15 protein-coding genes and 2 pseudogenes are annotated in these 20,187 nt (G+C 60.6%); 8 read left to right on the forward strand and 9 right to left on the reverse strand.

Translation table 11 applies throughout. From position 1 onward, the window contains the following. The first annotated feature begins 126 nt into the window (after positions 1-126). Together AC1DYF_RS14105 and AC1DYF_RS14110 are read left to right on the forward strand one after the other, a co-directional pair. On the forward strand, positions 127-1,173 hold the full coding sequence (locus tag AC1DYF_RS14105; protein WP_477877348.1) for an IS110 family RNA-guided transposase: 1,047 nt from the start codon (positions 127-129) through the stop codon (positions 1,171-1,173). Positions 1,174-1,589: 416 nt separating this feature from the next. Continuing rightward, positions 1,590-1,856, forward strand: a pseudogene (locus tag AC1DYF_RS14110) (SAM-dependent methyltransferase); the annotation flags it as partial. A gap of 101 nt (positions 1,857-1,957) precedes the next feature. On the opposite strand, the gene AC1DYF_RS14115 reads toward AC1DYF_RS14110, so the two are convergent. The 3 genes from AC1DYF_RS14115 to AC1DYF_RS14125 form a co-directional block, all read right to left on the reverse strand. Further along, complete coding sequence (locus tag AC1DYF_RS14115; RefSeq protein ID WP_477877349.1) at positions 1,958-2,989, reverse strand: GlxA family transcriptional regulator; 1,032 nt, start codon at positions 2,987-2,989, stop codon at positions 1,958-1,960. A 162-nt stretch (positions 2,990-3,151) separates the two neighbouring features. Continuing rightward, positions 3,152-4,591 carry an APC family permease gene (locus AC1DYF_RS14120; protein WP_477877350.1) on the reverse strand — a complete coding sequence of 480 codons (1,440 nt, stop codon included), beginning with the start codon at positions 4,589-4,591 and terminating at the stop codon, positions 3,152-3,154. Positions 4,592-4,872: 281 nt separating this feature from the next. Continuing rightward, entirely contained in the window at positions 4,873-5,694 is an 822-nt protein-coding gene (locus AC1DYF_RS14125; RefSeq protein ID WP_477877351.1) for an IclR family transcriptional regulator, read from the reverse strand. Between the two features lie 480 nt (positions 5,695-6,174). Between AC1DYF_RS14125 and AC1DYF_RS14130 the strand changes: the two genes are divergently transcribed. The 6 genes and pseudogenes from AC1DYF_RS14130 (at position 6,175) to AC1DYF_RS14155 (ending at position 14,747) form a co-directional block, all read left to right on the forward strand. Next, positions 6,175-8,652: a GcvT family protein gene (locus tag AC1DYF_RS14130; RefSeq protein ID WP_477877352.1), complete on the forward strand. Its 2,478-nt coding sequence runs from the start codon at positions 6,175-6,177 to the stop codon at positions 8,650-8,652. Positions 8,653-8,683: 31 nt separating this feature from the next. After that, positions 8,684-9,928 (forward strand): Tm-1-like ATP-binding domain-containing protein, encoded by a 1,245-nt coding sequence (locus AC1DYF_RS14135; protein WP_477877353.1) that lies wholly within the window; start codon positions 8,684-8,686, stop codon positions 9,926-9,928. Next, entirely contained in the window at positions 9,925-11,982 is a 2,058-nt protein-coding gene (locus AC1DYF_RS14140) for an oxidoreductase (protein ID WP_477877354.1), read from the forward strand. Before AC1DYF_RS14135 ends, AC1DYF_RS14140 begins: the two co-directional genes overlap by 4 nt. 10 nt (positions 11,983-11,992) lie before the next feature. Beyond that, positions 11,993-12,793: an IclR family transcriptional regulator gene (locus tag AC1DYF_RS14145; protein WP_477877355.1), complete on the forward strand. Its 801-nt coding sequence runs from the start codon at positions 11,993-11,995 to the stop codon at positions 12,791-12,793. Between the two features lie 245 nt (positions 12,794-13,038). Beyond that, positions 13,039-13,278, forward strand: a pseudogene (locus AC1DYF_RS14150) (WGR domain-containing protein); the annotation flags it as partial. 308 nt (positions 13,279-13,586) lie between these two features. Beyond that, positions 13,587-14,747, forward strand: coding sequence for an IS110 family RNA-guided transposase (locus tag AC1DYF_RS14155; RefSeq protein WP_477877356.1), 1,161 nt, complete (start codon positions 13,587-13,589; stop codon positions 14,745-14,747). 302 nt (positions 14,748-15,049) lie between these two features. Here AC1DYF_RS14155 and AC1DYF_RS14160 read toward each other — a convergent pair whose 3' ends face one another. The 6 genes from AC1DYF_RS14160 to AC1DYF_RS14185 form a co-directional block, all read right to left on the reverse strand. Next, the gene (locus AC1DYF_RS14160; protein ID WP_477877357.1) at positions 15,050-15,223 is read right to left on the reverse strand and encodes a hypothetical protein; all 174 of its coding nucleotides are present in this window, start codon (positions 15,221-15,223) and stop codon (positions 15,050-15,052) included. 323 nt (positions 15,224-15,546) lie between these two features. Continuing rightward, the gene (locus AC1DYF_RS14165; RefSeq protein WP_477877358.1) at positions 15,547-15,858 is read right to left on the reverse strand and encodes a DUF736 domain-containing protein; all 312 of its coding nucleotides are present in this window, start codon (positions 15,856-15,858) and stop codon (positions 15,547-15,549) included. A 664-nt stretch (positions 15,859-16,522) separates the two neighbouring features. After that, positions 16,523-17,464: a hypothetical protein gene (locus AC1DYF_RS14170; protein WP_477877359.1), complete on the reverse strand. Its 942-nt coding sequence runs from the start codon at positions 17,462-17,464 to the stop codon at positions 16,523-16,525. Then, entirely contained in the window at positions 17,464-17,910 is a 447-nt protein-coding gene (locus tag AC1DYF_RS14175; RefSeq protein WP_477877360.1) for a hypothetical protein, read from the reverse strand. The genes AC1DYF_RS14170 and AC1DYF_RS14175 overlap by 1 nt, the downstream gene beginning before the upstream one ends. A gap of 90 nt (positions 17,911-18,000) precedes the next feature. Beyond that, positions 18,001-18,927 carry an ArdC family protein gene (locus tag AC1DYF_RS14180; protein WP_477877361.1) on the reverse strand — a complete coding sequence of 309 codons (927 nt, stop codon included), beginning with the start codon at positions 18,925-18,927 and terminating at the stop codon, positions 18,001-18,003. 316 nt (positions 18,928-19,243) lie between these two features. Continuing rightward, on the reverse strand, positions 19,244-19,828 hold the full coding sequence (locus tag AC1DYF_RS14185) for a hypothetical protein (protein ID WP_477877362.1): 585 nt from the start codon (positions 19,826-19,828) through the stop codon (positions 19,244-19,246). Between the last annotated feature and the right edge of the window lie 359 nt (positions 19,829-20,187).

The raw sequence follows: 20,187 nt of genomic DNA on the forward strand, positions 1-20,187 counted from the left end.
ATGGGGTAATCGGCTTCGTGCCCCATCCTCGCCAACCGGAAAGGAAGGAGAGCGCTGCACTTCGAGCTGATGATAAAACGCGGTCTGTACGAAGCAGCCGCAAGCATCAGAAAGTGAAGCGCAGCCATGAATCATTACGCCGGCCTCGACGTCTCTGTCAAAGAAACAAGCGTTTGTATTGTCGATGCAAACGGAAAGATCTGCCGCGAGAGAAAGGTAGTCTCTCATCCGGAGGATCTGGTCGCCATCCTGAGTGATCCCGCGTTTAGTCTGGAACGAGTTGGCCTCGAAGCCGGACCAATGTCTCAATGGCTGTTCGAAGGGCTGGCGAAGGCCGGCCTTCCGGTATTCTGTATCGAGACACGTCACACAAAAGCGTTCCTAAAGGCTCTGCAAACGAACAAGAGCGACCGCAACGACGCACGCGGCATTGCCCACATGATGCGGGTCGGCCTTTTCAAGGACGTACACGTGAAGACGCTTACGAGCCAGAAGCGCCGCGCCTTGCTGACGGCTCGCTCGCTGTTGCAGGAAAAGGCGATAGCTTTCGAAAACGACATGCGCGGGCTGCTACGCAATTTCGGATTGAAGGTCGGCCAGGTTTCAGGGGGCAAGTTCGAAGAAAGAATTCGCGAACTCGTTGAGGCGGACCCCGATCTGGCAGAAATTATGGAGCCTTTGCTCGCTGGGAGACGCAAGCTGCGCGAAGAATTCGCCAAACTGGAGAAGAAGGTTCTCCAAGAGGCGAGGAATGATAAAATTTGCAGGCGGCTGATGACGGTTCCGGGGGTTGGGCCGGTTGTCTCGCTTGCCTATGTCTCGACCATCGACGTTCCCAGCCGGTTCCGCCATTCGCGGGCAGTGGGAGCCGTACTGGGGCTTACTCCTGTGCTGAACCAGTCCGGTGAAAGCAACCGGGTCGGTCATGTTTCTCTCTGCGGAGATGCCATGATGCGTGTGCTTCTGTATGAGGCGGCACAGACGATGCTGACGCGTGTGGTGAAGTGGTGCTGGCTCAAAACATGGGCGATGAACATCGCCAAGCGGCACGGCAGAAAGAAAGCCACCGTTGCATTGGCGCGCAGGCTTGCCGTGGTGATGCATCGAATGTGGGTGGACGGCTCAGAATTCCGCTGGACGCGGGAGGAGAAGACCGCCCCGGCGGCGGCATAATCCAGTTCGGCAAACAAGGCGACTAAGGGAAGAAGAATTCAAAGTTCTGCCAGGCGGCGGAAGACGTCCTTCGCGGACGATGGTGATGTGAGTTCGTGGCGGCGCTTATACCGATGAAACCTCATCAGGATGCAGCATAGATTGGACCACATCATCTACTGGACCCCATGATGGGAGGGCTGTGTGCCGATCCCGGAGAGAAGCACGGGCCGCGAAGAGGCGTTGAACGTCGCATAAGTGGAAACTTGAAAAGGGCTTGACCTTAACACGCCGATTAGAGAAGTGGCCGCCCAACGGGCGGGATTTCGGGAATTCTCGTCGGTAGAGTCGAGGAAGGGCGCGGTGGCCGGCCCCTTGCGAGGCTCGCTCCGTTTCCCTTCCCCGCTCATCAAACCGGACGTGCGGATTTCCCGCATCCGGCGGCCGGCGTCACTGATATCGCAATCGAGCCCTTCGATGCTTGCGTTCCCTTTGGCAAGGGCGTGACGCGGGACACGGCGATCGACGACGCGATGAAGATGGCGCTCGAGGTCGGCCCGCTACCGCGCGCTCGCTGATCAGCCCCACGACATACGCGCCCGCGCCTCGGCTGCGGTTCGTGCCGCCTTCGCGGACCACCCCGGCGAGCGGTCGGTGATGATTGACGGTCGGCATGGATCGTCACCGCGCGCAATCCGCTATGACCGCAGTTGGCACGTCGGAGACCTGAGGTCTCGGCTCGTCTTGGCCCATTGCGGATATTGGTCATACCGTGGACCTAGGTATTGCAAATAACGTTCGCACTCTAGGCGGCCGCGGACATCGCAAGGGCCCGTTCTCGAAAACTAGCCACGGAACCACCATCCCGCTTCCGACCGGTCCGAGTCTCCTGTGGCGTGCATCCCATGAAAGCCTTGTAGACCTTGGTGAAGTGAGAATGGCTGACAAACCCGGAGGCAACCGCGACGTCGATCAGTGGGATCATGGAGTTTTCCAACAGGGAATGCGCACGTTCGATGCGGAGCTGTCTATAGAATATGCTTGGGGTCATTCCGATTTGAAGTTGGAAGAGCCGTTCAAGATGACGGCGGGTCACCCCGGAGGAAGCGACGAGTTCCTTCATGCTCAACGGATCGGCGACCGTCCGCTCCATGAGCTTCACGACCGGAAGCAGCGGCGAGGATATTCTCTCCAGACGCATGTGCAGCGCCATCGCCTGTCGGTCGGCTCGACCGCGGACCCGACCTTGAAGGGCGATCTCATTGATCGAGTCCCGCAGGTCCTGGCCAAAGTCCTGTTTGATAATTTCGAGAACTAGATCGAACGAGGCCGCTTCGCCTGCGCACGTGTGGAGGAGCCCGTCGATCTCGAAAAACGCCCTCGAGAACACCACATCGGGGAAATTCTCGACGCTCGACCCGAACATGCTCCAGTGCACTGCGCAACGGCGACCGTCGAGGAAACCGTGTTCCGCGAGCATGAGCGCGCCGCGGCCGATGCCGGCCACAGAGCCCCCACGCGTCAACGCCTCTCTTGCCCACGCGATCAAACGTGCTGGAAATGGCTCTCGTCTGTCTCCAGGCAAAAGTGCAAGAAAGCGCGTACGGTCGTGCGCCTTTGTGTTCCGCGCCGCCTCGATATCACGGTCGACCAGGAGGCGCAGCCCACAGCTCGTGTGAACCGACGAGCCCCGTTGAGCGACAATCTCCCAAGAATACGCTCGGTGGCCCAATACCTCGTTGGCGATCCGCAGCGGGGCGGTCAGGGAAGTGAACGCGAGCAGGGAGAAGCCATCAGAAAGGAATATGCTGAAGTGCCGGCGCAAGGTCGAGAGCACTGCGATACCTCCATATCTACCGTTTGAGAGCGCCGCCGAGGCCACCACAAGGAGTGAGCGGATCGGACAAGCCGACAATCATCTGCGACCGGCTGGTTAACCTGCAAGGTCTGGATAAGAAAGGAACCCGCCGATGGCGGGTTCGGAAACATCGACGTCGGCCTATGCCGGATCGGCGTTTAGCCGAGCCATGGCGGCGGGCCTGGTCGCCGCTCTGATGGCCCCAATGATGCCAGCGATGAGGATCAATGACGGGAGCGCGATCGCCAGCGGGCCTGGTGTGCCGGTCAGGATGTCGAAACCAGAAATCCCGAAGTAGGCGACCACGGCAAAGCCGACGGTCGCGAGAGCCGGCATCACCTTGGTCTTGATGGGCTGGTTTGGTTCAAGGGTCGGGTTCTTGGCGAAGTACGCAATGACGGCGACCGAGACGAGCGTCATCAGCACGATGATGCAGATCACCGCGATGTTGGCGACCCATGCGAAGAGGGTGAGCAGCGGGTTGAGGCCGGCGATCGCGAAGATCGAGATGACTGCGAGAGCGATGATCGTTTGGACGACGGTGCCGCGGTGAGGGCTCTGGTGGGTGTCGTGGGTTCGTCCAAGCCAGGAAGGGATCATGCCTTCTTTGCCCAGGTAGTAGAAATAGCGGGCGACGTGATTGTGGAAGGCGAGCAGGCAGGCGAACACGCTGGTCACGAACAGGACGCGCATGGTGACTGCCAGCCAATTGCCGACATACTGGTTCGCGATGTTGAAGACGAACTGGATCGGGTCACCGAGAGCCTGAATCTGACTGACGATCGTCGAGGTTCCGGCGGCTTCCACAATCCAGATCGTCGAGATCGAGTAGAAAGCGCCAATCAGAAGTACTGCGGCGTAAGTGGCGCGGGGAATTGTCTTGCGCGGTTCCCTGGCCTCATCGCTGTAGAGGGTGGTCGCCTCGATGCCGATGTAGCAGCCGAACGCGAAAACGAACGTCACGCCGAGGGCCGACGTGCTGGGCATGCCCGTGAGCGACAGCGGAGCAAGGTCAAACCCTCCCGGGACGCCCTTCAGGACGATCGCGAGGTCAAGGATGAGGATAACAGCGAATTCCGCCAACACCAAAATTCCAAGTACCTTGGCCGAGAGGTCGACGCGGCGGTAAGCAAGCACGCCGATCAGCGCCGACGCGCCGAGGCTGAATGCCCACCAAGGCACATCGAGGCCTGTGAATGTCTTGATGAGGTCGGTGCAGACCGGACCGAACATACCGGACATGCCGATCTGCATGCAGTTGTAGCCGAGCAGGGCGATCAGAGCGGCAGCGCCACCCAAGCTTTTGCCGAGACCCTGAGTGATAAGCGTGTAGAACGCGCCCGCATTTTGCACGTGTCTGGCCATGGTCACATACCCGACCGAGAAGATCAGCACCAAGACCATCATGAGAATGAAGGCAGGTACGATGGCGGTTCCGTTCCCGAACAAGATGGCGACTGGGRGAACCCCCGCCATGTTCGTGAGTGGTGCTACGGCGGACACAACCATGAGCGTGATGGCGGCGACACCGAGTGCGCCAGCCCGCAAGCCACGATCAGCCGGCTCCTGAATTTGTGACATCAAAATTCCCCTTAGCTAGAGTGTCTCGGTGTATTGGTTCATTATTATCACCAATGGTTACTTATCATGTGAAAAATTTTGAGGATGTCAAGGTAGTTTCGTTTAAAACATCCAAGATTTCCAGCGGGTTGAGAGGCATGTCGTGCCGGAAGGAGAAACGTGAAACGCCGCGGCGAGACGACTCTCCACGGTCGATTTGCTAGGGAAGTTTCGCGGCTACGAACCTCCGATCGCGGCCGTCTCTACAGTCCATGTTACGCCGTCGTTTAAGCCCGGGTGGCTCAGGCAGTGGACAGCTCCCTTTTGGCGCGAACGATGTTGGGGTGCGGCTCCGCGCCGATCGCCCTCGAAATCTCGATGGAAGCGCCAACGACGAGATACGCGGCCTTGCGCTGCAGCTCCGGCGTCATCCTCGAGGCAACGCCCGCGATCGCGACCGATCCGAAAGAATAGCCATCGGAGGAGAATATTGGCGAAGCGACACCGCTTGCTTCCGCCTCGAAGGAGCCTGGCGCAAGAGCGTATCCGCGTTCACGTATTTGCTGGAGATGATCGCGCAAGTCGGCCGCGCGGACCGTCGTCTCCGTGTACCGGGGCAGATCATCCGAGAGCAGCGAGTCCTGCTTGTCCTGGGAAGCGAACGAGATATATGCCAGTCCTGACGCAGAGGCATGGAACGGCAAGAGCTGAGAAGGGTTGACCCACACCCGGGTCGAGCGCTTGGGTTCGGTCACGGCCACCGTGATCATCGCTTCGTCGGTCGCCAAAGTCGCGTGGGCGGTCTCCTCGATTTCCTCGGCGATCCGGTCAAGTACCGGGCGGATGAGTTCGATCAAGGGGAAGCTTGCCTCCCGGACACGGGCTAACCTCAGCACCGCGATTCCCAATCGGTACTTTTTGGTCTCCGCATGTTGTTCGATGAAGCCATTGCGGATCAGTGCCACCAGAATCCTCAGAGTTGTCGCCTTATCCAATTTCGCCTTGCGCGCGAGGTCGCTCAGCCCCCATTCCGGTTGTTGCACCGTGAAGAACGAAAGCAAAAATAGTGCCCTGTCCACACTCTTCATCATCTGGGCAGGCTCTGCGGATTCGGGTTTCGCCACGATTTTCTCTCCGTGCTTGGGTGCTACTTGACAGAAGTCCGAACGTATTGCAAGATTTTAGAAACGCTGGTGATAATAATGAACCGATTGTCGCCAGTCAACTCAAAATTCACAATGCGCTTCGCGATTGTCCGAAATTTTCGGACGCCAGCCGGAGACGGCGAATGCGCAGAAAACGAGGACAATAACCCAAATGGACGAGTCGGAAATCGGCCGGCTCCGGGACGCTGCAGTTCCGGGGGATAGATCGCTTGTTGCCAAAGGGTTGGTGAGGGCCGTCCCTGGTAAACCCGTTGACGTAATCTCGCTCTCGCCCCGTCGCATGGTGGGAGGCGCAGCCGGATTTTGGGCTGACCGCTGCCTCCGTGCGCCGACCATGGACCCGCACAGCCGGATTGAACCGTATGGGTGCGGAGCGGACGTGTCCACGTCTGTGCCGCACCAATTCCTTCACCTCAAAACAGCATGGATTAAGCTCTGATGTCTGCCGCAACCGAAAAGCATTTGCCCGAGAAAGCACCGGTGGTCGTGATCGGTGGGGGTATCATCGGGGTATCCTCCCTCTATCACATCGCGAAGAAGGGGGTGGAGGGGGCGGTCCTCATCGAGCGCAAACAACTTGCCAGCGGGACGACCTGGCATGCCGCGGGTATCGTTGGGCAACTTCGGGAATCCGGTGCGCAGACCGCCTTGTCGAAATACACCGCTCGCCTCTTCACTGAACTGGAGGGTGAGACCGGGCAGGCGACCGGGTACAAGCAGAACGGCACCTTGCACCTCGCACTTTCCGACATCCGCATGGAGCAACTCCTGCGAAACCACGATCATGCGAGGAGGATGGAGATCGAGAGTCATATGCTGTCGATCCCGGAACTGAAGGAATTGTGGCCTCTCGTCAGCTACGAGGGGGTGAAGGGTGGTTTCTTCGTGCCTTCCAACGGCCAGGTAAATCCGCTGGATGTCACGCAGGCCATGGCGCGAGGCGCGAAGAACAACGGGTCCATGATATTCGAAAACACCGTGGCGATCAAAATCCTGACGAGGAACGGCCGCGTCGTCGGCGTCGAAACCGATAGAGGTGTCATTGCCACTGAAAAAGTACTGCTCGCCGGAGGCATGTGGTCCGCCCGCTTTGCCAAGAAGCACGGGGTGACCGTGCCGCTTCACGCTGCGGAGCATTTCTACATTGTGACCGAGGCCGTTCCTGACCTGCCTCGCACTTTGCCATGTCTCGTCGTCCAGGAAGAGCGCACCTACTGGAAAGAGGATGCTGGCAAGCTCCTGATCGGCGGCTTCGAGGCCAGGGGCAAGGCGTGGGCTCAGGACGGCATTCCCGAAGACTTCGAATTCGATGAACTGCCTTTCGACATGGAACACGTCGAACCCGTCCTCGAAACCATCTTCGCTCGCATGCCTGCGCTCGCCGAGATGGGCATCAAGACGTTTTTCAACGGACCTGAAGCCTTCACTGTTGACGGTCGTCCGTATTTGGGCCCTGCGCCTGAAATGCCCGGCCTCTATCTTGCGACAGGGATGAATTCGAACGGGATTCTGAACTCGGGCGGCGTGGGATACACCATGGCCGAGTGGCTCACCGACGGCTATCCCAGCCGCTCCATGAGCTCGATGCTGGCCTCGCGTGCGCATCCGTTCCAAGCCAACACGAGGTACAATGTCGACCGTGTCGGTGAATCGGTCGGTTTTCACTACGGGATACATTGGCCTGGCCGACAGATCGAGACCGCTCGCGGTGTGCGACGTGTCCCTCTTCACGACAAGCTTTCCGCCGCCGGTGCGGTTTTCGCAGAGCGCATCGGCTGGGAAGTTCCGATGTTTTTTGACAATTCCGGCGAAGGCTGGCAGGACAAACCTTCGATCGGCGAGCAATACTGGTCGACGTCGGTTGCCGCGGAATGCGCCGCTGCTCGTGACGCGGCGGTCATTCTGGACCAGTCGATGTATGGGAAGCTCATCGTGCAAGGTCCCGACGCCGTGAGGGCGTTGAACCATGTGTGCGGTGCCCAGCTCGATGTTTCCGTTGGGACGTCGGTTTATACGCAGTTTCTCAATCCACGGGGGGGAATCGAGGCTGATGTCACCGTAACCCGGATCGCTTCGGAACGGTTTCTTTTGGTCACGGGACATCCAAGCCAGGTTCGCGACCACGCCTGGATCGAAGCGCACGCCGACAGGTCTTGGCGGTTCGAAGTCTTTGACGCGACTTCAGCGTATGCGCTGCTGACGTTGCATGGCCCGAATTCGCGCCATATCCTTGGATCGATCTCCTCAGACGATCTGGGTAACGACGCGTTTCCCTTCGGGGCTGCCAGAGAGATCGATCTCGCTTATGCCCGAGTTTGGGCAATTCGACGATCGTTTGTCGGCGAGCTCGGCTATGAATTGTTGATCTCGACGGAGTTTTCGCATGGGGTCTACGAAGCTCTGATCAAGGCCGGGAAACCGCATGGCCTCCGCCATATGGGCATGTTCGCCATGGGCAGTTGCAGGTTGGAAAAGGGCTTCAGGCACTTCGGCCATGACATCGGCGAAGACGACACGCCGTATGAAACGGGCCTCGGTTTTGCCGTCGATCTGTCGAAATGCGATCCCTTCCTTGGACGGGAAGCACTTGCCAAGCAGAAGGCGGACGGTGTGGCCACGAAGTTCCGTACGGTCTCGATCGCCGTCGACCAGGCGGACGTGAAGAACGGACCCTATCTCATTCACAATGAGCCGATCTGGCTTGGTGATCGACTCGTAGGCCATGTGACCTCCGGAGGCTGGGGGTACCGACTTGAACGAATGATTGGATTGGCCAGCCTCCACAACGAGGAGGGCGTGTCGAAGACGTGGTTGGACGAGGGATGCTTTGAGGTCCAGATCGCCGGCCGGCGGTATCCGGTCACCGTCCAACTTCAACCGCTCTACGACGCCAAAGGCGAGCGCATGCGTAGCTGACGAACTCCAAAAAAACGAGCGGGAACTAACAATGGAAGACAGCAAGTCAATCCTCATCGTAGGAACCTACGACACCAAGTCGGACGAGCTTCTCTATCTTGAGGAGCGCATCCGCAGCCAGGGTGCTAAAGTCATCGCGATGGATGTCAGCGTACTGGGCGAGGCCAAGGTCTCTACGAAGATCAGCAAGTTCGAAGTAGCGAATGCGGCTGGATCGACGATCCAGCAGGTGATCGAGTCGGGCGATGAAAACAGCGCCATGCAAATCATGGCCGCCGGAGCGAGCTTGATCACATCCAAATTATTCGCCGAGGGTAGGATCGACGGTTTGATTGCCATGGGCGGTACCATGGGGACCGACTTAGCACTCGACTGCGCAAGAGCGCTGCCCCTCGGCGTCCCGAAATATGTGGTCTCGACGGTATCCTTCTCGCCACTCATCCCGGCAGACAGACTTGCCCCGGATGTCCAGATGATCCTGTGGGCGGGCGGGCTCTACGGATTGAACTCGATCTGCAAGTCGTCACTCAGTCAAGCCGCGGGGGCGGTGGTCGGCGCTGTACGCGCCGTCGAGCCTCCGAACAAACAACGCCCTGTCATCGGAATGACGAGCCTTGGCAGTTCGTGCCTGTCATACATGAAGCGCCTGAAGGAGCCGCTCGAAAAGCGCGGCTTCGAGTTGGCGGTGTTCCACGCGACCGGCATGGGAGGCATGGCCTTCGAAAACCTGGCGTCGCAAGGATACTTCGCCGCAGTCATGGATTTCGCGCTGCCCGAATTAGGCAACCTCCTGGTAGGATCGATCATCAACGGTGGGAGGGACCGACTTCTTTCGGCCGGACGGAAGGGCATACCCCAGCTGGTCGCACCGGGATGCGTCGACTTGATCGACTTTCCGGCTTGGCAGGGCGTGCCAGAGCGTTTCGCCGACCGACCTTACCACGCGCACAACAGGCTTATAGCTTCCGCGGCCCTCAACCCGGAAGAACGTCGCCACACCGCGCGCGAAATCGTCGACCGATTGGCGCAGGCGACGGGTCCTGTGCATCTCGTTCTTCCGATCCTCGGCGTCGAGGAATGGGACCGTGAAGGACAGCCAGCCCACGACCCCGAGGGTTTCGCGGCCTTCTTGGACGAGATGCGAACCGTGGCGAAAGATCGCGTCCAGATGACCGAGATCGACGCGCATATCAACGACGCCGCCTTCGCCGACGCCGTCCTCAAGATTTTCGATGAATGGGTCGCTGCCAAGATCATAAGAAGGACCACGGCATGACAGTACATCCCAATCCGGTGGATGCCCGATACGCGGTGTTGTTTGAAGCCGTTCGAATTGGTCCCAAGATCGCACCGAACCGCTTCTTCGCCGTCCCTCACGCCACAGGCCATTCTCCCCTGATGCCCAACGGTTCTATCGGCATGCGCGCGATGAAGGCGGAGGGCGGGTGGGGCACCGTCTGCATGCAGCTCGCGGAAATTGACCCGTCATCCGACATCTCAAATCTCCCGATCGAGAAATTCTGGGACGAGGTCGATGTGCGTAGCCATGCTCGCCTCACAGAGAAGATTCGGGAGCACGGGTCTTTGTCCGCCATCGAGATCGCCCACAGTGGTCTGCGATCCCGCGGTCTCGCCAACGGGTACCCCGTGCTCGGTCCTTCGAGCCTGCCAGTGCTCAAACCTGAGGTGCCCGTTCAAAGCAAGGCGATGGACAAGAGCGACATCGCGGCTTTGCGCCGGAGCTACCGCGCGGCTGTCCAGAGAGCAAAGGAAGCCGGGTACGACATCGTCTATGTCTACGCCGCGCACGACGCCTCGGTTCTCTGGCATTTTTTGACGCCTGTCTACAACCACCGAACAGACGAGTATGGAGGCAACTTCGAGAACCGCGTCCGCCTTCTCAGGGAGGTGTTGGAAGACGCCAAGGAGGAAGCGGGAGACGACATCGCCGTCGCGATCAGATTTGCTGTTCATGAGCTGTCGGGCCCCAAGGCGATTCTGAATACGGGCGAAGGGCGTGACGTCGTCGAGCGTCTCGCCGAAATACCCGACCTGTGGGACGTCAATGTCGCCGGATGGAGCCGTGACTCGGGGACCTCGCGCTTCGATCCCGAAGGCTCGCAGGAGGAGTTCACCAGTTTCGTGAAGAAGGTGACGACCAAGCCCGTCGTCGGGGTAGGGCGCTTCACGTCAGCAGACGCCATGGTCAGCCAGATCAGACGCGGCGTTCTTGATCTCATCGGTGGTGCTCGTCCGTCGATCGCCGACCCTTTCCTGCCTCGCAAAATTCGGGAGGGCAGGATAGATGAAGTTCGCGAATGTATCGGCTGCAATATTTGCGTTGCGTCCGACGCCTATTCGATCCCCTTGAGATGCACGCAGAACCCCACCATGAGCGAGGAGTGGCGGCGCGGGTGGCACCCGGAGAAGATTCCGAAAGTAGCCGAACCTACCAATGTTCTCGTGGTTGGGAGCGGTCCCGCTGGCCTGGAGTGCGCCCTCACTCTCGCTCGCGCGGGTCACACTGTGACGATCGCCGAGAAGGCGACGGAAGCCGGAGGGAGGGTCTCGAAAGAGAGCCGCCTCAAAGGACTGGCGGCTTGGAGCCGCGTTCGCGACTACCGCCTCTATCAACTCCAACAGATGGGTAACGTGGCGATTTTCCTCGGCAGCGAGATCGGCGTCGATGTCGCTCGCGAGTTCGAGCCAGACCACATCTTTGTCGCGACAGGCTCGTCGTGGCGGAACGACGGCTTGGGAAGGAGTCGATATTCGCCCGTTCCCGGATTTGAAAGCACCGTCTTGACGCCCGACGACATCCTCGACGGCCGCGAGGTCGATGGTCCCATCATCGTCTACGACGATGACCACTATTACATGGGCAATGTGATTGCGGAGCACCTGGCTGCGCGAGGCGTCGAAGTCCATCTGGTCTGTCCGCTGCCGTCAATCGCTGCCTGGATGGGATACACACTCGAACAGCCTCGGGTTCTAGCCGCGATGGTGGAGGCGGGCGTGCGGATGTATCCAAACACGACGGCTGTCTCTTGGAGCGGGAACGTGCTCACTGTGAAACGATCGGACACCGATGAGCCACTGCGTTCGATAGAAGCGAAGGCGTTGATCTCGGTCACCGCTCGGTCTCCGAACACCCACCTTGCCGACGAACTCCGGCTGGCCGGGCTATCCTGCTCCCTGATCGGGGACGCGTTGGCTCCGGGGATCATTCAATCGGCAGTCTTCTCAGGACATCGCGTTGCCAGAGAATATCTCGGGACCGAACCCAGGGATGGCATCTTCAGGCGGGAAGCCCCAATCCTGTTCATTTGATGGACGTCCGATGAGCACGATCGACAAGGCTCTTCACATGTTGGATGTGCTGTCCCGCTTGTCGGGCGAAGCTGGGCTGACGGAGCTAGCCGAGCTTGCGTCAATGGACAGCGCGACGGCAAGGCGCTTCCTTTTGGCGCTGGAGCGGCACGGTTACGTCGAACATCTCCGTGGGGATCGAAAGTACAGGCTGGGCGCAGCGCCGCTGCGTCTTGCGCGGATAAGGGAAGACCGGTACCCGCTGTTGAGGAGCGCCATCCCTTACGTGGACAGACTGGCAGAAGATGTCGGCGAGACCGTCCACCTGTCGGAGTATAACGGTCGCTCGCTGTCCATAGTATATTTCCGAAACTCGACACAGGCGAACCGGGTGGCGGTCGACGTTGGGAGTGATCTTCCGTTGCACGCCACTGCTTCGGGCGTGGCTTTCCTCGCGGCGCAGCCGGACCAATTCGTCGACGACGTTCTGTCGTGCCAACTTCTAACGTACACAGAACACACGGTGACTGCACCGGAACTGATCAAGAGGGCGGTTTTCGATGCTAGGGTGGCGGGATTCTCCTGCAACAAACAAGGACTCGATGTCGGCGTGATCAGCACTGCGGCCGCCTTGACTGGATCGGGCGGCAGCTGCATTGGAGCGATATCGATAGCCGCGCCCGTCGAACGAGTTTCGGAGACCAAGGTCTTGGAGTTTGGGAGCAAAGTCGGCAGAGCGGCAAGGGAGTTGTCGACCGTCATTTGTGGGGACAAGAGATCGAGCGGCACTGACCCCGCGCAGAGCTCCAGACCTCGGCGGCGTTCCTGCTGATCATGAACGCTCTGCGCCTCCGGGCGGAATGACCGCAATTGGCGCAAACCGGAAGCGATTGGGTCCCGCCGCGAGAGGATCGTCACCCGAACTAACGGAGACCGTCTGCGGGCTTCGTGAGCGTAGCGAATAGAGCCGTGCGCCTATACGATATCCACAAAATCATCACCGATATGAATCGATCCATGCCCACCGATTCATAAGTGTCGTTGGACGAGATTGCCGACATCGACGATTCTGGGCTCATGATCTCACAGCCCTATCACCTTTATGTCGAACGCTCCGATGTATCGAAAAACATGGCCCGCTACTACGCCATGTCGATCGAGCCGAACCTGTTCGGGGACATCTGCCTGCTGCGTAAATGGGGCCGGATCGGAACCAAGGGACAGATGATGGTCCATCATTTCGGCCGGGAGGAGGAAGCGGTCCGTCTGTTCCTGGATCTGCTCCGGCAGAAACGAAAGCGCGGCTACCGCCCGCGCCCTCCATGTCAATATGAAATGGCCCGTCGGAGCGGCCAGGAAAGCGCTTCACCGGCGCCGGTTCCAGTCCGTCTCGAAGCTATCTAACCTCGATTTCACGCGGACCCGGAGGGAACGCGACCATACCCGGCGGAGCTGCCCGGGGAGCGTCGAGGGGCAAAATCCCTGACAGCCGGGCGGCCGGTCGATCCGGCCGGCCGGCTCATGCGCCAAAAAAGTTGGCCGCCTCAAAAGATCCCATGAGGAATAGCCAGCGCTGCGGTCTGTGGCAAAATCGGCTGGCTTTAAACTCCACGGAGATGACTAAGATGCCAGCAGATAAAACGTATACACCCGCCGCGATCCGGATGGACCTTGGCGCGATCTTTGTCTCACTAGAACTTAGCAAGTCGACCTGGCTGATGACGTCGATTGCGCCAGGCAGCGAGAAGATGTCACGTCATAGCATGCCAGCCGGCGATATCACCGGCCTGCTTTCTCGCTTGATCGAGCTGCGGAAGAAGGTCCTTGCGCGCGAGGGCGAAGCATATCCGTTGATTGTGGTGCAGGAGGCTGGCCTTGACGGCTTCTGGATAGACAGACAGTTGAACCGCGAAGAATGGATCGAAAGCCACATTGTCGACGCCGCCTCGGTTGCGGTTTCGCGTCAACATCGTCGAGCCAAGACCGATCGGCTAGACGGAGAGAGTTTGGTTCGCACGTTGATGGCTTGGAAACGCGGCGAGCCGCGTGTTTGTTCTATGGTGAGGGTTCCGACATACGAACAGGAGGATCAACGACGGATTGGACGCGAGCGCAAAACGCTGATTGCGGAACAAAGCCTCCATGTTAATCGCATAAAAGGATTGCTCTTCAACCAAGGCATCCGCGGCTACGAGCCGCTGCGCCGTGACCGTCGTGAACGACTTGATGATCTCCGGACAGGTGATGGACGCGCTTTGCCTTCTCATCTCAAGGCTCAGGTTGTTCGCGAAATCGAACGCCTGGAACTGCTTTTGCAACAGATCAAGAGCGTCGAGGCGGAGCGCGACGCCATGTTGAAGGCCCAAGCCGAGCAAACACCAGAATTCGGGGCAACGCTTCTCAACCTCAGAGGGATCGGCTCAGAGTTCGCTGCGGTCCTCCATGCGGAAGGCCTTTTCCGCAGCTTTGACAACCGCAGGCAGATTGCTGCCTACGCAGGTTTGGCGCCATCACCATGGCAGAGCGGCACGATTGACCGCGAGCAAGGAGTGTCGAAAGCAGGAAACCCGAGGCTGCGAACAACGATGGTCCAGCTTGCCTGGCTTTGGCTTCGTCATCAGCCTAATTCGGCGCTCGCCCGTTGGTTTCAGCAACGAGTGACGCACGACGGCGGGCGGCGTCGCAAGACCGCTATCGTGGCATTGGCACGGAAGCTTTTGGTCGCGATCTGGAAATTCGTCACCGCGGGTATCATCATCGAGGGTGCCGTCATGAAGTCTTCGTAGTGGTGAAGCTGAATATCCTTTACCAGTTGTGATGCTATTCCTATCCTCAGGCCCCGATCAGTCCTGAAGGATCCAGGCGAACGGACCGGAGCCGCCCGTGGCTTAACCACCGATCAAAAGAATGGTCCCGTTCACCTGAGCCCTGTGCCCGCCGAATGCGGGATATTGGTGCAGCCACCTGGAGTGGCGACCGTATGTGAGGTTGATACGGCTCAGGAACAGAGCTGCGTTATCGAATTGGGCTCAAGCCTTGGATGTAGAGTAGGATTAGCACGAGCTACCGGAAAAAGGATATTGACACCTCATTCCTCATGTGAGGGCGGCTCGGCTTCAATGGCGCCCTCCTGCTCAGCCAGCATGACAACGAGATCGGCCTTAGCGAGTTCGAACTCCACCTCGATCTGGCGGCGTTCGGCAGTATCGTATGCGTTCCTGAGTTCGGCCCGCAGTTCCTCGATGTGTTGTTCGATGGTCATCGTCTCATCTCCTTGATTTCGTGAAAGACGACGATCGGCGGCGGGACGGGATGGCGGGGTCAAGGATCGCGCGAGCGACCGCCAGCGGCGGCGAGTGGGGGAGCCGATTTTGTTGGAGTGGAGGGCACCGAAGCGGAGGCAAAATTGGGGGTACCGCTCGTCCTTGAGGCCGCCATCCCTTCCCGGCAAGATAGACGGATCTGAGCAGACATCCCACCCCACCGTATCGCGACCGGGAAGCAGGGACGGGCTCGATGCCCGGCTCCTGCTTCAACAACAGGCAACGGAGAGGCCCCGCCTTGGCGGCGGGACCTCGGGGCCAATCAGGCGTCCCGCTTCGGGCGGTTCCAGACCAGGCTGTACTCGCCTTCCTTTTCGGCCGGCCACAGCGCCGCGTTGATGGGGGCGGGGAAGCTCGGGTCGTCGAGCTTGACGGAGATGTAGGGCTCGCCGTCGGTCGAGATCTGGTTCCAGGCAGCGCCCACTTCGGCAGCACCTGACATGATGCGGAAGTCGGGAGCGTCGCGGGAGGTACGCTCGATGGGGTTGAGGCGGGCCTTCATGGAGACCGTGAGGGTACGGACGTTGCCGGTGATTGCGTTGCCGTTGGTGGTGAATTCGCCGATGATAGCCATTTTCGAGGTCCTTCCGGGTTGTTCGGGTCGCGACCATCGCGACCTCGATGGCTGTCGAAGGGATCGGGGACGATCGGACCGCACCCTTGGGCCGGAACAGCGTGGAGGGCAGCCGGGACATGCTTTTTGTGCTTCGCGATGCAAAGCGCGCCTGCGCGCGGCGGAAAAAAGCAGGGCACGGCTGTTGCGGGAGGACGATCGAGGCGCAGCCGCTCTCCGATCAGACATGCCACATCGAGGACGTGTTGGCCGCGCCCTGTCGGTCGAACCGGGAGGGTATCGGGAATGGCGGGTTTCTCGGTGCACACCTCAACAGGCTTGGGATGCGATCTTTGGCGACGTCGTTGGGAGCCTCGATCACCGCGCGGTTCGCAATCGCCGTCTTGCCACCGCTGGAACGAACCCTTGCGGCAGGCCGATGCCGGTGCCGCCGGCGTCATGAGCGCCTCGACCTCGCCGAGACAGTCGAGCCGCGACGCTCACAGGATCGTATTCCGTGCCCTGCTGTCCCACTCCGATGTGGTGCGTTGGCTGACCGAGGGCGAGGCCGTCATGCTGTCGGGCACGGCGCACCCGGCACCGCGCCGATCTCCGTTTCCTGCGCGAAGGCGGTCTTTCCCGCGTCAAAATCCGGTCGCCAGTGTGCTAGATGCGGCCACCCGTTTCAGACGCCGCACATGCCCTCGCACTCATTGCCGAACAAATCGAGCTGGCCGTGGTCGGCAGCGGTCGAAAGGTCCACCTGATCCAACGGCACTGCGGAGCGGTGAAGAAATACCTCGCCCCGGATGCCGCGCAGCCCTGTCCGAATTGCCCGGTCGACCGCGATTGCTTCGGTCCACGCGGCAGGATCATGGTCGCGGTTATCCCGCCAGCGGCGATCATCATGGAAGGGACATCCGATGCAGGCGGATTTCGGCGGCTCCGGATATTCGTGCCGCCGCAACCAAGCCAAGCAATCGCGTCTCGTCAAGCGCCGCTCGATGAGCGGCCAGCGATTGATCTGCCAGGCTTCGCGGCTTGGTTTCATACGAATGATCTCGCCGAGCGAAATGCCGATCCATTGCTCGACGACGGGATAATTCGGGGGGCGCCGGCGCGTGAGTCCAGCCAGTTCCCGGACCTTTCGTCGTATGGGGACGATCTTGTAATCCGTCGTGCATTGCCGGCGGATCATCCCGATTGAGACCGCCTCCGCGCCAGCACGACGTGATCCAATCACAACGATCTGGCCGTCCTCGCCCGCGTCGACGACCGGAGTGACCGAACCCGCCGGCGTCACCGTGCGGGTGAAGGCCGGGATCGTGGCCCACCGGCCTCCGGTTCCAGCGTTGAGGAGATCGTCGCGGATGCTGCCTGCCGAAACGCGATGGATGGGGAAGGGAAGAACGTTGCCGGAGGCCAACCAGTCCAGATGCTCGTAGACGGCCTGCGGCTCCCAGCCGGTGTCGGCGAATATGGCGCAGTCCGGCATCGGACCGATTTCGCAATGCGCGGCCATCAAAGCGAGCGTGGTGGATTGCACACCGGCGCCGAGCGATAGAACGCGCAGGCGGATCGAGGAGGTGGGCTCCACCTCCTCCGAGTTCGTCGGAATGTAGAGCATCAGATGTGCTCCTCGAGGTCCCCCTCAAGCCAAAGGCGCAGGTCACGGCGCATCCGTCCGATGGGTCTATTGATCTCGACGACACGGGCCTCGGCTATGACATGCCCGTGTTCACGGAACAGGCCCACGAGGTGCCGCATCACATCGAGACAGAGATGTCCGCCGACCAGAGCCACCTCGGTGAAGGGACGCCTCGCCAAAGCTGTCATGCTGCCGATATGCATGCCCGGATGCTCGCTATCCGGCATCACGCGGCGCTGACTGCGAGGGCGGGGCCAGCGTGTTCCGAGCCCGCCCGCCTTCATCGCCGCGGCGATCGTTTCGGTCATGCGCACGCCGTAGATTTCGATCGGCGTCTTGGCCTCTCGAAACCCGAGATGGGCCGAAAGAAACGCGACTTGTGCCTTTTCGCCAGGCGCGAAGTGTCCGCCACAGCGGACCATCATAGCGATCGATCGCCGGCATATATTTTGGACCGTCGCGTTTGGTCGCGGAGCAGGCAAGGATCAGCAGGCGGGAAGAAGGAAGAACGGCCATCATGCAGCCTCCCGCTCTTCGGAGACGGCAGGCTGCAGGCTGTGCAGGTAGGCGACGGCGCGCTGAGCATGCGCGGCCGCCTGGAAGATCGCCCGCTTATCGTCCGAAAGTATCGTCAACCAGGATTGAAGGTACGAGGCGTGGTCCGGTCGCGGTTGCAGTTCGGGAGCGATGCCGAGATCGGCGCAGAGAAAGCAACTGCCAAGCTCCGCAATCAATTCCTCGCGGGCTCGTTCGGTCTTGTCCTTGGCATATCGGCTCAGGTCGCGTCCGACGCGGAAGGATGGCGCCGTCCAGTGCGTTGCTTCATGGCTGAGCGTGGCCACGTACCCAGCCGCATCCTCGAAGGTCTCGAAGGGTGGCATCTGGATGTGGTCGCTAGCCGGCGAATAATAGGCCCGGTTTCCGCCGTGACGGATCAGGGCGCCGGTGTTGCGGAAGAAGCGGTCGGCATGATCAATCCGCTCGATCGGATCGAGAACCGGAGCAGGGCGGTGGCAATAGTGATCCGGCAGTCCGTCGATTTGCTCGACGTTGAAAACAGTGTATGCCTTCAGGAACGGGATTTCCCGTTCGACCTCGTTGCCGTGATCGTCAGCCTCGGATTTGGTGAATCGGCTGGCAAACACGACCGTCGTGCCCGTTTCACCCTTGCGGACGGCGGCGCCTACCTCGAGCGCCTGCTTGAATGTCATCCAGATCGCCGAGGAATAGCCGCGTGCCAGGCCCTCCGACCAAAGAAGCAGCACATTGACGCCACTGTAGGGCTGGCCGTTGTGGCGCAGCGGCCGGGTGATCCGGCCGTCCGCATGCGCTGTCTTCCAAGGCTGCGTCCACGGGCGGACGCCGTTGGCCAACTCTTCGATGATCTTGTCGGTGATCCTCGCGTAGATGTCGGCACGTTCATTTGCTGGTTTGCTGCTCATATTCGAACCCTCCGTTCAGGAGGCCGCGCCCATCGCGGCCCGTCGCGGAGGGCCGATCGCAGGGGCGCCGAGGCGGCGAGCCGCACCGGAACGGCCGTAACGAAGTGGAGGACGGCGAAGCCGTTGCGGCTCGCCGCCGGCTCCTGCAGGGCCGACGAACCGGACGGGTCGCAGGGCGAAACCTCATCTTCCCGTTTCATTCCTCGGCCTCTTCGTCGCCGGCCTTGGCAGCGACACAGAAAGGGCCAGTCCTACCAAGGCCGGCCTCTCAGATGATCGATGTGGTGGCGGGGCCGAAACCCCGCCAGAGAGCGGCTCACTCGAACGCTGCCAGTTGCGCTGCCGCTGCCTTGCGATCGAGCGATGCACCGGGTTGATCGACCGGCCGGTCGAAGGGCTTCCAGGTTTCGCCGACCACGTGCTCGTAGGCGGCAACTGCGCCTTCGGCCGCCATGCGGAGGGAATGAGCCTGGACACCCATGTCGGCCGCGAACTCCCGCTTGCGCTGGGCGGCGCTGTCGTAGCCGACCGGGCCGTCAAGGTCCTCGTCGCGGGCGTCGTTTGCGGCCTTCGCCGTGGCGTCACGCGCCTCGGTGACGGCCCGCGAGTAAAACTGGCCTGCGCCGTGGGCCGAACCGACATAAGCGCCGACGATCCGCTGGAGATGGATCTGCATTGCCCGCTCACCGAGACCTTCGCTGAGCGTATCGGCGGTTTCGATGATCAGGCGCTCATGCTGGTCGCGGATGCCGTCGCTGTCGACGACGGCGGTGCCGAAACGTTCGGCGATCTTGATCGCCTGGGCGGCATCGGGGCAGGTGAGCCGGACCATTTCGATTGTGGCGCCCTTGCGGAGCTGGACGACGCGGGCGGATTGGCGATTGGTTGAGGGCTTAGCCATGTCTGGTTTCCTTTCGGGTTTACCGAAGGCTTGCGTCGGCCCCTTGCCGGAACGCCCTTCGGTACGGTCGAAAAAAGCAGGCAAAGGACGGGCGCGTTCAGAGGTCCGGAGCCCTTGAGCGAGCGGGACGGCTTTGCGGACAAGCAGGGTAAAGCCCTGCGCGGTCTGCGGAGCCGTCTTGCGAGGGAGGGGGCGGAGGCCGCGACCCGCGGTGCGAAGCAGCCTTGAAACGACCGGCAGCCGGCTTACGACCGTGACAAACCGAAGGTCGATCCGGCAAGGGAACCAACGTTGACTGCACCCCGGATTAGACGAACCGGCCGATGCCCGCTGCCTGTCACGACCGCCGACCGCAGCTC

The sequence above is a fragment of the Rhizobium sp. P2_G9 genome, from assembly GCF_056403475.1.